The organism is Leptolyngbya sp. Heron Island J, assembly GCF_000482245.1.
Classification (GTDB): Bacteria; Cyanobacteriota; Cyanobacteriia; order Phormidesmidales; family Phormidesmidaceae; genus Leptothoe.
Window position 1 is genome coordinate 14508 of record NZ_AWNH01000112.1, and the last position, 15598, is coordinate 30105.

Annotated in this window: 15 protein-coding genes; 12 read left to right on the plus strand and 3 right to left on the minus strand. The window is 47.7% G+C overall.

Annotated elements, in window-relative coordinates; genetic code table 11:
* Positions 1–5: 5 nt before the first annotated feature.
* The 10 genes from N836_RS68940 to N836_RS68985 all read left to right on the plus strand — a co-directional run bounded on the left by N836_RS68940 (position 6) and on the right by N836_RS68985 (position 10128).
* Positions 6–506: a cupin domain-containing protein gene (locus N836_RS68940; protein ID WP_023076386.1), complete on the plus strand. Its 501-nt coding sequence runs from the start codon at positions 6–8 to the stop codon at positions 504–506.
* 410 nt (positions 507–916) lie between these two features.
* Complete coding sequence (locus N836_RS68945) at positions 917–3142, plus strand: ATP-binding protein (RefSeq protein WP_023076387.1); 2226 nt, start codon at positions 917–919, stop codon at positions 3140–3142.
* Entirely contained in the window at positions 3139–3519 is a 381-nt protein-coding gene (locus N836_RS68950; RefSeq protein ID WP_031294408.1) for a response regulator, read from the plus strand. The genes N836_RS68945 and N836_RS68950 overlap by 4 nt, the downstream gene beginning before the upstream one ends.
* 9 nt (positions 3520–3528) lie before the next feature.
* Entirely contained in the window at positions 3529–5445 is a 1917-nt protein-coding gene (locus N836_RS68955) for a response regulator (protein ID WP_023076389.1), read from the plus strand.
* Between the two features lie 172 nt (positions 5446–5617).
* On the plus strand, positions 5618–6373 hold the full coding sequence (locus N836_RS68960) for a phycocyanobilin:ferredoxin oxidoreductase (protein ID WP_023076390.1): 756 nt from the start codon (positions 5618–5620) through the stop codon (positions 6371–6373).
* A gap of 437 nt (positions 6374–6810) precedes the next feature.
* On the plus strand, positions 6811–7329 hold the full coding sequence (locus N836_RS68965; protein ID WP_023076391.1) for a phycocyanin subunit beta: 519 nt from the start codon (positions 6811–6813) through the stop codon (positions 7327–7329).
* A gap of 57 nt (positions 7330–7386) precedes the next feature.
* On the plus strand, positions 7387–7875 hold the full coding sequence (gene cpcA, locus N836_RS68970) for a phycocyanin subunit alpha (RefSeq protein ID WP_023076392.1): 489 nt from the start codon (positions 7387–7389) through the stop codon (positions 7873–7875).
* A gap of 159 nt (positions 7876–8034) precedes the next feature.
* Positions 8035–8853, plus strand: a complete 819-nt coding sequence (locus tag N836_RS68975; protein ID WP_023076393.1) for a phycobilisome linker polypeptide — start codon at positions 8035–8037, stop codon at positions 8851–8853.
* A gap of 83 nt (positions 8854–8936) precedes the next feature.
* Positions 8937–9809 carry a phycobilisome linker polypeptide gene (locus N836_RS68980; protein WP_023076394.1) on the plus strand — a complete coding sequence of 291 codons (873 nt, stop codon included), beginning with the start codon at positions 8937–8939 and terminating at the stop codon, positions 9807–9809.
* 52 nt (positions 9810–9861) lie between these two features.
* Positions 9862–10128 (plus strand): phycobilisome linker polypeptide, encoded by a 267-nt coding sequence (locus N836_RS68985; protein WP_023076395.1) that lies wholly within the window; start codon positions 9862–9864, stop codon positions 10126–10128.
* A gap of 122 nt (positions 10129–10250) precedes the next feature.
* Here the strand turns inward: N836_RS68985 and N836_RS0139645 are convergent, their stop codons facing one another.
* A complete protein-coding gene (locus N836_RS0139645; protein ID WP_023076396.1) occupies positions 10251–12164 on the minus strand; it encodes a DUF2330 domain-containing protein in 1914 nt (637 codons plus the stop codon).
* A gap of 26 nt (positions 12165–12190) precedes the next feature.
* On the minus strand, positions 12191–12643 hold the full coding sequence (locus tag N836_RS0139650; protein WP_023076397.1) for a hypothetical protein: 453 nt from the start codon (positions 12641–12643) through the stop codon (positions 12191–12193).
* Between the two features lie 317 nt (positions 12644–12960).
* Between N836_RS0139650 and N836_RS73970 the strand changes: the two genes are divergently transcribed.
* Complete coding sequence (locus N836_RS73970; protein WP_023076398.1) at positions 12961–14202, plus strand: peptidoglycan DD-metalloendopeptidase family protein; 1242 nt, start codon at positions 12961–12963, stop codon at positions 14200–14202.
* A 13-nt stretch (positions 14203–14215) separates the two neighbouring features.
* Here the strand turns inward: N836_RS73970 and N836_RS0139655 are convergent, their stop codons facing one another.
* The gene (locus N836_RS0139655) at positions 14216–14665 is read right to left on the minus strand and encodes a hypothetical protein (RefSeq protein WP_023076399.1); all 450 of its coding nucleotides are present in this window, start codon (positions 14663–14665) and stop codon (positions 14216–14218) included.
* 502 nt (positions 14666–15167) lie between these two features.
* Between N836_RS0139655 and N836_RS68995 the strand changes: the two genes are divergently transcribed.
* Positions 15168–15347 (plus strand): hypothetical protein, encoded by a 180-nt coding sequence (locus tag N836_RS68995; protein ID WP_023076400.1) that lies wholly within the window; start codon positions 15168–15170, stop codon positions 15345–15347.
* The last annotated feature ends 251 nt before the right edge of the window (positions 15348–15598 follow it).

Consider the following 15598-nt stretch of genomic DNA (forward strand, 5'->3'; position numbering starts at 1 on the left):
TCTCTATGGGTAATCCAGCGGGCCAGCAAAATCCCCTCGTCAAGGCATCCGAGATTAATGCCATGGACGAAATTGAGTTTCACCATCCACTCAATCCCAACTCAGAAATCCACATACGCCCTCTGGCCAATGCTGTGGGCTTTGATCGGATTGGCCTATCGCTAGTACGTATGCCTCCAGGTAAGGAGTCTTTTGTGTACCATGCCCATCACAATGAAGAAGAGTGGCTTTATATTCTCTCAGGGCGTGGGATGGCTGAGATTGGGGACAGGGAAGTTGAGGTAGGGCCAGGAGATTTTATGGGATTTGGTCTCCCTCAGGCACCCCACCATCTTCGCAATCCATTTAGCGAAGACCTGGTTTATCTGATGGGTGGAGAGCAGCTCAGCTTTGACATTGCTGTTTTTCCGCGACTTAATAAACGGATAATACAGGACGGTGAGACTGCTTATATTGTTGACGATGCCTCTCTCCAGGGCCTGGGCACCCTTCAGGAAACCGAGTAATCATAAGCGCAATTCATTAATTGTCTTGCACCTGGCAATGAAGCTTCAAATCGCCTTGGACTCAAAATCAAAAGGCTAACTGGACCAAAACCCGCTGCAGGGGTTAAGAGATAGCTGAAAATGCTCTGTGTCCAGGGGCTTACAGCAACTTGTCCTTTCAGCGAACAGCCCTCAATTAGCGGTGGGTTTTTGAACTCGGCACAGGCTGGAGCCTCATGGTCTACTCAAAGTGGCTGTCATCACCCCCGTTGAGATTCTAAGAGATTTCTTAAGGGATTGAGAGCCAGCCAGCAGCTTGTTATGCACTTCCTTAAAACAGCTGCTCAAAATTTAAAGAAAAAAAACAATCTATTAACACTTCTACTTATCCCCCATAGAGTGAGGAGATAACGTGATGCAATCTATCCCTAATGGCATCTGATGATAGAACGAGTAAACTGACGTTCTGGGACGAGGTAGTAGATCCCCACCCCCTAACTATCTCCAGTCAGACGCTGCTGCCTAAGGTTTTAGCCAAATTGGTCGCCCAGCCTGAATCAAGCTGCATTTTAGCGATGCATCGTGGTCGGGTGAGCGGTATTGCTACCCGTCAGGACTTAATGCAAGCCATTGTGCAACGGTCGACCTGGACTAAACTGCGACTCTCAAAGGTGATGAGTCGTCCGGTGATCACTGTTTCAAGGTCTGAGCTATCAACGGTTGCATCCCTTGTAGAACAATTTGAGCGACATCAGATCAGTCACCTGCCAGTTTTGGATGAGCGTAAGACCCTGATTGGCGTGATTGTACAAAAGCGGCTGCTGCTGCTTTCCAATTTACAAAGTGCGGAATTTCAGCTGAATCGGCAGCATCAGCGAGCACAGCTCTTTGCCGAAATCACCCTCAAAATTCGTCAGTCATTACAGCTTAAAGAAATCCTGCAGACTACGGTGGAAGAAGTCCAGAAGCTTCTGGATGCTGATCGGGTTTTGATTTATCGGGTATTGCCTGATAGTACGGGCATTACTATTAGCGAAGCTGTTAAAGAAGCCTATCCTTCGGTTTTAGGGGTTGCCTTCCCTGAAGAAGTCTTTCCAGAAGAGTATCAACGCCTGTACGCCCGAGGACGGGTACAAGCCATTGCCGATGTTCATGCCCCTAACTCCGGCCTTGCGGAATGTCTGGTGGACTTTATTCAACAGTGGGGCATTCAATCTAAGCTGATTGTGCCGATTGTGCATCCCTTGCCATCAAAACAGTCCATCCGCCACAAATCGATTCAAAATCATCTGTGGGGGTTACTGATTGCCCATCAGTGTGAAAGTCCACGGCAGTGGACAGACTTTGAGTTAGAACTGATGCAGCAGTTAGCTGATCAGATTAGCATTGCCCTGTCCCAAGGCCAGACCCTGGAATATTTAGAAGACCGGGTCAAACTGCGTACGGTAGAATTAACCCAAGCCAACATCGCTCTGCAACAGGAAATTCAGGAGCGTAAACAGGTGGAGATGGCACTACGCCAAAGTGAAGAACAAATTCGCCTAATTACCAATAACTTACCAGTGTTGATCGCCTATGTCGATCGACAGCAGTGCTATTGTTTTAACAATCAAGCCTATGAATACTGGTTGGGACAAGCTCCCAAAGAGCTGCACGGGCAATCTATTCAAGCGGTCACACCGGCCAACTACTATAAACAGATTCGGCCCCACATTGAAGCTGCTCTTCAAGGGCACCAGGTCACCTATGAGAGTGAACTCACCTTCAAAGATGGACGGTGTCATTCAGTGAGTGTGAGCTATATTCCCCACTTGGATGTGGTCGCTACAGGAGAAACAAAAATCAACGGTTTTTTTGCCCTCACTAGCGATATCAGTGAGCGTAAAGCGATAGAACGCATGAAAGATGAGTTTATTGCTGTTGTCAGCCATGAACTAAGAACGCCGCTAACATCACTACATGGATCGTTAAAACTGATTGCAACCGGTCGTTTGGGGCATTTGTCTGAAGCGGGCCAACAAATGTTGGCGGTGGCTGATGAAAGTACGGACAGACTAGTGCGTTTAGTTAACAATGTGCTGGATCTGCAGCGTATAGAGGCGGGTGAAGTGACAATGGATGCATGTACATGTAATGCGGCTGACCTGGTCGAACAAGCCGCTGAAGCTATGCAGCCCATGGCGCAAGAATACGATATTGAGATCTGCCGACAGCTTAACCCGCTTTCAATTTGGGCAGATCCAGACTATATCGTGCAAACTTTAACCAATTTGATTGGTAATGCTATTAAGTTTTCATCTCCTAGCAAAACCATTACTTTAAAGGTTGAATCTTGTTCAAACTTGCAACAACGGTCTAATTTGTCGGATGGCTTGACCGATACCGACTTGTCTATACCAATGTCAGCCCTCTTTTGTGTGCAAGACAACGGCCAGGGGATTCCTCTCGATAAACTAGGTAGTATCTTTGAACGATTTCAGCAGGTGGACTCTTCTGATTCTCGTAAAAAGGGAGGTACAGGTCTGGGTTTAACAATCTGTCGCAAAATTATTGAACAACACGGCGGTAGAATTTGGGCAGAGAGCCAGGTAGGGATCGGTAGTTGTTTTTATTTTACTGTCCCCCTTTCCCATGAGCAGGTATTAACACCAACATGATGTCTAAACTAATACTGCTGATCGACGATGAAGAGCCTATTCAAAAGGTGGTTAGGCTGAGTTTACAAATGGAAGCCAATTGGCAAATTATTTGTGCATCTTCCGGATTAGAAGGCTTACATCAAGCTGAAGCACAGCAGCCTGATGCTATATTGCTGGATGTGATGATGCCTGAAATTGATGGCATTAGTACGTTTGAGAGATTACGTGACAATCTTGAAACCCAGGCTATTCCAGTTATTTTGTTGACTGCTAAAACTGGTACAGCAGAAAAGCGTCTGTTTCAGAAAATTGGGGTGACTGGAGTGATTACCAAACCGTTTAACCCGCTAACGTTGGCCAGTCAGATGGCTCGATTACTGGAATGGCAGCTTTAGGGTAGGGCGATGAAAGTTTTATTGGTGGACGATGATGCTGCATTGGCGGAGGTGTTAACTCAGCAGTTAGCCATCCAAAACTATGTTGTTGATCGGGTGGCTGATGGTGAAACTGGTTGGTCCTATGCATCTACCTTTGATTATGACCTGATTGTATTGGACTGGATGTTGCCACGGCTGAGCGGTCTGCAGCTCTGTCAGCGGCTGCGAGATGAGGGCTATGGGGTACCCATCTTGTTGCTGACGGCGAAGGATCAACAAACTGACAAAATTCAAGGTCTTGAAGCGGGTGCCGATGATTATCTTGTCAAGCCAGTGGATGTGGCTGAGCTGTTGGTGCGGATTCGGGTATTGCTACGTCGTGCGCCGGCTGAGGCACAACCGATCTTGGTCTGGGGTGATCTCTGCCTTGATCCGGTCAGTTGTGAGGTGACCTATCAGGGCAATCCAGTTTCTCTAACGGCTAAGGAGTATGCTTTACTGGAACTCTTTTTGCGCCATAGTCACCAAGTGTTTAGCCCACCGGCTCTATTGGATCAAATTTGGTCGTCCGATGACTTTCCTAGTGAGGCTACTGTGCGATCGCACATTCGCGGACTGCGACAAAAACTCAAGACAGCAGGGGTTACCGTAGACGTGATTGAGACTGTGCGTGGCTTGGGCTATCGTCTTAGCTCACCAGGACTCACCCCACCTCTCCAATCCTCCCAGGCGCTCTCCATTGAACGACAGGCCAGATATCTAGAGGGGCTGACTCAAACCTGGCAGGCCCATAGGGGTGAGAGCGTCGATCGATGGAATTTTTTAGTTCACCTGTCCCATACCCTGACAGAACATACCATCAGTGAGCAACAACGCTTGCAAGCCAAACAGATCGCCCACAAGCTAGCAGGTACCCTGGGCGTTTTTGGCTTGATGGAGGGATCGCGTCTAGCCCGCCAAATTGAACAGTTGTTAGAATCAGTATCGACAACATTGTCACTGACCCAAATCAGTCAGTTTCAGACATTGGTTACCACCCTGGGCCATGCCTTAGATGCCCCACCACAGTTAGTCTCCTGGTCAGACAACGCTCCCCTTTTGCCAAAAATTTTAATTGTAGATATCCACGCGGCCCCCTATATTCAACAGCTTATGGCTTTAGCCATCGCCCAGGGCCTAGGCGTAGATGTTGTCGCTTCAACCGAGATGGCCGCTCAAATTTTATCCTTGCACGATGCAGTTCCGTCCTCCCTAGATACAGAGCCATTGCTCCCAGACATTGTTTTAATCAATCTGGTGGGCGATCAAACCAACCCCGTCTTAACCGAAACCAGTGTCCAACTGTTATTGGGATTCATCAATCTCCTCAGCCATCATTGCCCCCAGCTGCCCATCGTATTAATGACACCCCAGGCAGACTTTGGCAATCGCCTGGACCTAATTCGGCGAGGTGTGGCCATGGTGTTGGAATATCCCATGAGTCCGGCAGAGGTGTTAGAAGCAATCGACCAGGTCACACACCTAAGATACCGCCATAGCAAAATTATGCTGGTGGACGATGATAGCCACCATTTGCAACACATCGTCAATCTGCTACAGCCCTGGCAGTTGCAGATTACTCCCCTGGTCAATTCACAACGCTTTTGGTCTCTTTTTACTCAGATTCTGCCCGATGTCATTATTCTAGACATTGAAATGCCTGGTATTAATGGCTTTGAACTCTGCAAAGTTATTCGCAGCCATCCTCAATGGCAACACTTGCCAATTATTTTTTTAAGCATCCATGCCGATCAGGACCATCGTGCCCGAGCGTTTGCCATTGGTGCCGATGACTACATGACAAAGCCAATTCAAGGACAAGATTTAGTGGTTCGAATTTTTAATCGTTTAAAACGTTATCACGCCTGGTGTAGCCAGGAAAAAACATTAATGGCTTTGGAATAGGGAAAATCAGCTCTGCACGGAGCCTGCACAGGGATGCGACATGGTTAAGACTATGACTTTGCCATATTCATGAATACCCCTCTAGTTTTTAGACCTCTCAATGTGCGTTATTAACTACATGAGAGACCATTTGTGATTGTGCATAGGATTCCACAATGATTGAAATACAACCATGGATCAAGTTCGTTACCAATCTCTATGTCAACATCAACATCCTCTCATCTCTCAACTAGCCAAAACGATTGAATCGACCTGGAACAGCGAGTTTGTACTCTATCCCTACAAAATACCAACCGATTTAGGCTACGTAGAAGGGAGTCTAGAAGGTGAGAAGCTGATGATCGAAAATCGCTGTTATCAAACAGCACAGTTTCGTAAAATCCACTTGGAACTGGCCAAGGTCGGCAAACATTTGGATATTCTGCATTGTGTCATGTTTCCACGCCCCAACTTTCCCCTACCTATTTTTGGGGTTGATCTAGTGGCAGGACGTGGACAAATTAGTGCCGCGATTGTTGATTTATCACCTATTTCATCCAATAAACAGCTGCCGATTCAGTACCAGCAAGCGTTACAAAAAATTCCCCAAGCACACTTCTCCCAGCCTCGCGCCTTGCCAGCATGGGGAGATATTTTTTCCGATTTTTGCCTGTTTGTGTGTCCAACCAACCCGCTGGAAGAAACGACATTTCTGACTCAAGTCAGGCATTTTCTGTCACTACATTGCCAGTTAAGTAATCAAACAAACCCTGTTCAATCCATTGAGCCATCAATTGTTGCTGGGCAGCGCTATTATTGCTTACAACAGCAAAAGAATGATAAAACCAGACGAATCTTAGAACGAGCCTTTGGTACAGACTGGGCAGAAAGATATCTGCAAACTATGTTGTTTGACTATGCAGATACCTCTATAGTCGCCATAACGTAACAAAATGCAAACAAACTTGTCGACTTTACAGACAATTGATAGTGCTTAAAAGGCTCGATTTCAAAAGGTTTAGCTGATTGTAAAGATTCAGATACAAAGATATGCACAGTATCTGCACAATCAAATTGATTAAATCAACTTGGTTCAAAAGTCAGAGTCTTGATCACGATCAAGGCTCTTTTCCCTCAATACTCATTGGTTCTTTTAGGGCCATACAGCATGGTATTTAAGGGGGATTTTTTATATCGATAGGTCTGTCTGTTAGCAATGTATGACTTGCTTTTGAGGGTGATGCTCTCCTCTCTCACATGCTAAGAAACCTGACTTAAGGCGTTTGAATCATGCTTTGTTGTGACTGTCTTATCGATAAAACCTGTGGCTCGGATTCGATGCTGCAAAGACTTGTACATACTTGTTTAGAGTAGGAGATTTTTTCCGTGTTCGATGCTTTTACAAAGGTCATTTCCCAAGCTGATGCCCGAGGAGAATTTGTTGGTGATTCTCAAATTAGCGCACTCAATCAACTCGTGATAGAAGGCAGCAAGCGCATGGATGTGGTGAACCGTTTAACGGGGAATGCCAATGCTATTGTTACCAATGCGGCACGGTCCTTATTCAAAGAACAGCCTCAGCTGATTGCCCCTGGTGGTAATGCTTATACCCATCGACGGATGGCGGCTTGTTTGCGTGATATGGATATTATCTTGCGCTATGTTACCTATGCGATTTTTACAGGTGATGTCAGCATACTTGACGATCGTTGCTTGAATGGCCTCCGTGAGACCTATCTGGCGCTGGGCGTACCTGGTGCTTCTATGTCAGAGGCAATCAACAAAATGAAAGCAGCTGCTCTTGCGATCGCGAATGACAGAACAGGCATCACTCCTGGTGACTGCAGCTCCTTGATGGCCGAACTCAGCGGCTACTTTGATCGAGCAGCCAATGCCGTTGGCTAATCTGATAAACGAAGCTTCTTGACCATGTTTTAGCAACTTACAGAGAGATTTAACACCATGAAAACTCCCATGACAGAGGCTGTGGCCACCGCTGATTCCCAAGGCCGTTTTCTCAGCAGCGTTGAGCTACAGATCGCCTTTGGTCGATTCCGTCAGGCCCAGGCAGGGTTGGCGGCTGCTCAAAGCTTAACCCAAAATGCAGATGGTCTGATCAATGGAGCTGCCCAGGCCGTATACCAAAAGTTCCCCTACACCACTCAAATGCAGGGTAATAACTATGCGTCTACCCCAGAAGGCAAGGCCAAGTGCTCCCGTGATATTGGCTACTATCTGCGAATGGTGACCTATTGCCTGATTGCCGGGGGGACAGGACCTATGGACGATTATTTGATTGCTGGCGTTACCGAAATCAACAAGGCCTTTGAACTCTCGCCCAGTTGGTATGTGGAAGCCCTCAACTACATCAAAGCTAACCATGGACTCACCGGAGATTCTGCCGTTGAAGCCAACTCTTACCTGGACTATGCCATCAATTCCTTGAGTTAACGGTTAACAAATAACCGATACCGTTTTAGCGTTCGGTCGTTAAGACGGTATGGGATACCCCCGATGCCAGCCAAGCGTCATCGTTAGGTAGGCATCGGACTCCCTATAGCCCACTACTCCTTACTCAATCACCATTAACGCTAGTTTTGGGAACCCATTATGACCAGTGCAGCATCAGCCAGCCCCCTGGGATTTGAACCCTTTGCCCAAGTCACGCCAACTGAGCTTAGATCTAATCCTACGGCAACCGATCTTGAAGCTGTGATTCAGGCGACCTATCGGCAGCTATTTGGCAATGACTACATCATGCGCTCAGAACGTCTGATCAGCGCCGAATCTCTTCTCAAGCAGGGGCATATTACTGTACGAGATTTTGTCCGAGCGTTGGCCCTTTCAGAACTCTATAAGCAAAAGTTCTTTTGCAATAATCCCCAAGTACGTTTTATTGAACTTAATTTTAAGCACCTGCTGGGACGGGCTCCCTACGACCAGGCAGAGATTTCTGAACATGTGGATCTCTACGTTCAGCAAGGGTATGAGGCTGAAATTAATAGCTATCTTGATACCGCTGAATATCGAGAAAACTTTGGTCAACAGATCGTTCCATATTATCGCGGGTTCACTACCCAGAGAAATCAGAAAACCGTTGGTTTTGTCAGAATGTTTCAGCTGTACCGGGGCTATGCCAGTAGCGATCGCGCCCGAGTCAATAACAAAAAAGGCTGTCTCACAACGGATCTGGCACTGAATACAGCAACGCCCCTAAGGACGGCCAGTTTTGGTAAAGAACTACAGGGAGCTACTGGTGGTAAGCGTGAGAAACTCTATCGGATTCGAGTGGCTCAATCTGCCAGCGGCCGTACCCCCCAAATTCGCCGCAGCGTACAGGAATATGTAGTTAGCTATGAACAACTCTCCCCGACGTTGCAACGTCTCAACCAAAGGGGCAGCCGGATTGTCAACATTACATCCGCTTAATGGGCTTAAGCATGTCCGCCTCCCCTTAAGACGATAATTTCCCGATTAAAATAACCGATTCCATCTTTTAAGGAGATTACACTGTGGCGATTACAGTAGCAGCCAGTCGTCTGGGTACAAAACCATTTGCTGAACAAAGCCCCATTGAGCTATGGCCTGGGGCCTCCTCTGAGGATGCTAAAGTTGCCATCAATGCCGTCTATCGACACGTTTTGGGCAATGATTACTTGATGCAGTCAGAGCGTCTGGTTACCTTAGAATCACTACTCACTAGTGGTGCTTTATCCGTGCGCGATTTTGTTCGAGCTGTGGCTAAATCAGAGGTATACAAAACCAAGTTTTTGTATCCTAATTTTCAAACCCGCGTGATTGAACTCAACTTTAAACATCTGTTGGGTCGGGCTCCATATAGTGAAGCAGAAATTATTGAACATCTTGATCGGTATGAGAATCAAGGATTTGAGGCCGATATAGACTCCTATATTGATACAGTAGAGTATGAAAGCGCCTTTGGCGATACAGTTGTTCCCTATTATCGCAGCTTTAATACTCAGACTGGTCAGAGCATTGCTGGATTCACCCGCATGTTTAGCCTCTATCGCGGCTATGCCAACAGCGATCGTTCACAGCTGGCCGGTAAAAAATCTCGCTTAGCTGCAGAATTAGCCTTAGGCACCACATTTGCGGTCAATGTTCCGTCAGGCACAGATAATACGGTTCGCACCTATCTCCCCGCTGAAAAAAGCAATACGCCCACCCGCGTTTTTGGGCGACGACAATCCACTAAACTACGTGGCACCCTCTATCGCATTGAGGTGGCAGGTATGTACTTGCCAGGGTATCCCCGTGTTCGTCGCAGCAGCCGGGCCTATGTTGTCCCCTACGAAGCACTGTCCAAAACATTGCAGCGCATTAACAAAACCGGCGGACGTGTTGCCAGCATTACTCGGGCATGAGTCCCACTACGTTTTCTTCCCGATGATGACCGTTATTTAAAGGTGACAAACAATGTTAGGACAGTATGCAACTAGCACAGCCTCTAGCTTAGATAATCGTATGTTTGTATATGAGTTAACGGGGTTGAGTGAGAACGAAGTAACCGTCAGTCATTGTTCTCCCATTCGGACCAGCCATACTCAGCTGATTCAGGTGCCTTTTCATCGCATGGGTGAAGAAATGCGGCGAATTACTCTGTTGGGTGGCAAAATTGTTGATATTCGACTGCTTGGTAGCCCGCAAGCAACATCCTCTGCGGACACCTCCCCAGAGGATTAAATGTCATCTGGCACGATGGCGCAGGACAGAAGCCTGAAGCAGAAGCCTGAAGGAAGCAAGTTTAAAGGCTTGAAATTGTTGTCCTCACTAACTCTGCTCCTGTTATACAGATGCTGGGGCACCTAGCCGCCAACGTAGGGTTTTAATAACTCAACTAAGTCTTCGTTCTCCAATTCCTGGGCCGTATCCCATACTAAATTGAGGGTGGAGGGGGTCACTCCGGCCTCTAGCAGCTGTTTAACTGTGGTTAGATCGCTGTACCCGATGGCCCACAGTAATAGGGGCTGCCCTCGCCAACTGACATTGGTATGGGCACCATTGGCGATCAGTAGCTGAACAATCTCTGGTTGGTCATTTGCGATCGCACTCACCAATGGTGTCATCTCCCACCACTGATTACCCACAATATTCACATTAGCCCCTTGCTCAATCAACAATTTGACCTGAGCCACATCATCATTGCTAATCGCTTGCTGTAGTTTGGTTTGACCCTCAGCATCCAATGCATTCAAGCGGCGATCGGTCGCTATCTGTTGACGAATCTCGCCTATATCCCAACCTGTCAGCGTTGCCAGATTTTCAGCAGATCGAGCCATCCTTTGGCGATACCACCAGCGGGACATACAAACTGCAGACCCGATCGGGCGTCTCATCACATATCGAGCCTGAAAGTCTACCCCCGCCCACTGGGGAAATGAACGTCCAGCAATTTCAGGTTTCTCCATCAGTTGTTCAGGAGTAATCTCCTGAAATTCTAAATCCTCTGGAAATGTGTTTTGGTTGTAGCGCACATGCAACCGAGTGATCAGCGTTTCTGGCGATTCATTGCTCCACCAGGCTCCCATCGCCTTGAGGTCATCCAAGGTCGGTATGGATTCCGCCTCTACGGTACACGGGTCACACTTGATATTTTCTCCAAATGTACGCGTTGCATATTCTAGAAAAACAGCCTGGTCATGGCGCTCATAACTACGTTGAAATACGCTGTTATAGAATGCTCCAAAGCCAGTCTGTACAAACGCTGGGATCTCAGAACCAGAGGGCCACAGCGAGCCAGATTCTGTATCTGTGGGTACAGGTACGGTTTGATAATTGGTGGTTTCAGCATAGGCACCGGGGGACAAAATATGAATAATCAAGTCTTGATCACCCGTTGCATTTAATGTGCCTAGACGAATGGGCAGCATAAATTGATCGGTCTCATAGTCCAACACAATGGGCTTTAAGGCCTGCCCCCTGGACGGTTGAAACTCTGCTAAATTTACCCGCACTACTAAGAATTTCATCCCCGCATCAACGTAGGATTGCAGCAGGCTGGCCGCTTCTGGGACCACCTGATACTCATTTTGTTGCAGCCAGGTGATCAACTGATTCGATTGTTCAGCGCTCAAAATCACAACATCATAGTCTCCGACGGTAAACTGGTCTTCCACAGTTACCGTCGGGATGGATGCGGCCGGGGAGCGATTAGGCTCTGTGTTAGTGGTGGCCTGATGGAGAAATGACGGCAGGGCGCTCACCGCCAGCAGAGTTAGCAGCAACAGAACAACCGCTAGTGCCAGTTTATTGCTTGTTGGCCAGAGCCAGGCCACCAGAAAAAATGCGGCAATTGGAATGGCTAAAAACCCGACAATTCGATACCACTCGTATTCCTGTTGACAGGGGCGATCAAAGTATTGGGTCAGTCGCGGCGCTGTAAACGCACTCATTTTTTCCAGCAGTGCGCCATCACCAATCCTTACTTGGTCCCGCCTGAGCACCACAGGGACTGGCACAATCCGAGCAAAATCCTTGACATCTCCCTGAAAATCATTGGCCATGGTTACGACATGGCGATTGTCGCTGTGGGCAATAATCACCTGTGAGGCCGTGTTGCCCAGATTGGCATTTGTCTTCGCTACAAACAAACCACGAAACGCTTGCATGGGCATTGCGATCGCAACCCATAAAAAAGCTGCCGCCCCAGCGATTGCTAAGAGCTTTAACCAACGGACACGCGCTGCTGCGATCAAGCGTGGGGGCTGTGACGATGTCATCTCGTTGCTTCCCTGATGCAACTGGACTAATTTTCGTAGTAAGTATGGGTTTCTAACTCACATACATTGATGCCATATTTCTCTAGCTTGTCTCCATCTGCGAAAACAGCCAGAAAATCATAGATACAGCCGCGATGGCCCGCCAAGGTAATAATTGTCCAGTCACCATTCGCCTGAACTATCTTGCCCGCCAGGATATCTGCTTCCCAATCTGTCGCCGTTTGGGGAGAGGCATAAAACTCCAACATGTCCACCGATGTGTCGTTGGTGAGAGTAAAGGCATAGTCAACGCTAGGAACATCGCTTGTACTTTTGGCGACAGACTTAGAAGGACCCGCCAGCGATGGCGTCTCACCTTGCCAACCAGAGACGGTATGGGCTGCCACTCCAGGCGTGGCCGATAGACCCAGTAGCATTGCGATCGCATACGCTAATACCCGTGAATTAGCCACGAACTGGGAAAAATAAATCAGGCTCATCGTAGTTCATCTGCCTTAACACCATAGTCTATGACACCTACAGAACTGACACACAGAGAACACTGTTTGTGTTGATAACCTATCCTTATATCTGGCCTTTAGTAACAAACAGCAGAGCAAGTCAAACCACAACCATTCATAAGTTATAACTATTGCCGCATTTAAAGTCATCTCATTTATGATGCTTATCTCGGTTTATTGCTACTCTGTTATGTGTATTTACACACCTAAGTTAAGCGCTAAACTCTCAAACCCAATGGGTATGCGGGTCGACTACTAAAAGTTAAAAGGCATACTACTCAATTATTGATTCCGCTATGACTGCTGCTGACAACAAGCTAATTCAGACGACTCGAAAATCTTTACTTCAAGGGTCGCGATTGCTAACCCTGAGCCTGTTCGCCATGGTGGGCGGATTGAGTGCTGGGGCTGTTATGGCACAGACTGAAGCAGGAGCAATTGACTTAGTTATACCTGAATCCACACCTGAGGCTCCAGCGGCCCAATCATTGCCTGTTGCGCCTGAGGTGATTGTGCCTGTTACCCCTAGTAACGTTGTACCCAGCGCCATTGAGTCCTCACCAGCTGGGCCTGATGCTGTTGACTATGGCACTGTGTTTATTGAGCAAAATCAGCCGTCTGCACCCACTCTGGAGACGCTGCTCGAAGACAGTCAGCCCGCCGATCAAACCCCTGCGGTGGAATTGATTTCTCCGGCTGATTACAGCACAGGTTTAATTGATCCGACGGACTACGGTGTTGGGGCAACACTGCCAGAGGTGGTGATTTCAGAACGCTCTAGCGGCTGTGAGTTTGCTGTTCAAACGGATAATCAACTGGCCAATGCTGCCTGTAGACAGGTGAACCTATTAGCAAGTGCGATCGCAGGCAATCAATCACAAAGTGCCATTAGCGTACCCACCATTAACATTCCAGGGCTACAGATGCCTGGCGCAACCACTGCCGCCAGTCGAGACTATTACAACAGAGCCGCACAGCCCGTGGTTCAACTACAGCTGGGCGAGAAGTTTATCTTTCCCCTGACCACCCCTGCCACAATATCATCCCTATTTGGCTGGCGCATACATCCAATTTTTGGTGTGCGGCGATTCCATTCTGGTACCGATATTGCCGCTCCCCTCGGCACTTCTGTGATCGCCACCCAGGCCGGTCGCGTTAGCCTATCCGAATATTTAGGCGGCTACGGTCTAACAGTAATCCTCCGCCACAATGACAACACCTTGGAAAGCCGCTACGCTCACCTATCGCGTCTGCTGGTCCAGCCAGGTGAATGGGTTGAACAAGGCGAGGTGATTGGCTTAGTTGGTAGCACCGGCAATTCCACCGGCCCCCACCTGCACTTTGAACTCCGGCAGCTGACCAGCAGCGGTTGGATTGTCCTCAACCCAGACTCGCTGCTAAAGCAGACCTTAGGCAGCCTGGCACAAGTCTTGGGCAACTCTTTAGTCGCTTTCACACCGTCTACAGTTGTAGCTCCCGGTAGTGGGGATGCGTTGACCGATTTACCATTTCGACCAGCACAGCCCCACGCTAACTAGGCGTAACTATAGGCTAGAACACAAAGACGTTACCGTTTTCCTCAACGGTCAGATTGCTAACATCTTCATCTAGCGCATTGGTTGGCCGAATGATAACGTCTAGTACTCCAGTGGCTTCATCAACCGCCAGTGTGGCCTGTAGTAAACCGGTCCCTGCCTGCCGATCCTTCGGAATATCCTGATAAAAGAATGTCAGTGTGGTTGGAGCATTAAGCTGCTGCAGGGTAACATCTGCCGTAGTCATGAGACTGCGCGGCTGAGTATCCCCTAGGGCTTCATAGGTTATCGGGGCTGATGTTTGATTGACCAGACGAATCGTAACGCCCGTTTGCGCAACTGGCACCGTGGCCATTGGGATACCCAAAGATGGCGCTTGCGCAAACAAAGGCGCTTGCGCAGTTGCCAATACTGATAGCGTTGCTAAAACAGAGAGTGAAAGGGGCGTCCACCGCTTAGTTTTCATAGATTTTTTAGACAATGTAGTTGATAGGTCAGTAATTTCTACCTTAAAAAAAATTGTATTGGGCTTTTCAAGCTTTGTGACACATATCTGCCAAGACCATCCAGTCCTCGACATGAATGCCATAGTCTACGATTGATCCTAATCGCCAGGGCTGCTCAGTCACGTCCAGAAATTATTCTCTATCAAAGAAGCCCAGGGCGTAGACTTGAACGTGGGTGGATCAGCTGTCCAAGCATGACCGAGATATCTAAAATCTTTTCAATCAAAGTCTGAGATAGGCATAAATTTTGCTGTAAAAAGACTGAGTTGTTTCGTGATGCAGCCTACGGCCAGGCTAGTTTTATGAGAAGAGTCTCAGCCAACTTATGTAATTCTGTCATTCACTTCTAATCAAGGATTAAATCTACGACCGTGATGTCTGGATATGGTAGGTGACATAAGAGAGAAGACAACTGTTTTCTCTTATCGTTGATAACAGTCTAGATTCTTTGAGGTATTCACCATGACAGAAGAAACTAAGAACATTCAATCAGATGAGCAAATTTCGGATGAGCAGCTAACAGAGGTTTCTGGTGGCAACAGTTTGCACCAGACTCGTTTGGAGCATTTGGATAATCAAACTAAGAGTGTCAAAGACATTCAGCAGGCACGCTTAGAGCACCTGGATAATCAAACTAAGTAGGCATCGAGACAAACGGATTTTATAAAATTCTTAATTGTCTCGTTATGAGCTAATGCCAGGGCGCACCGATGTGCGCCCTTTGAGACTTAGGCTAATGATTGATATCCTGAACTGGATTTAATGAATACCCTACGCCATCATCCGAACGTTCTTGGGCTGATTGTGGTTACGTGGATGCGATCGCACAGTTGGTAAATAGCGACTATCCAAATGCAATTAAACGAGGGTGGGCGTATGGTGCAAAAATCCTG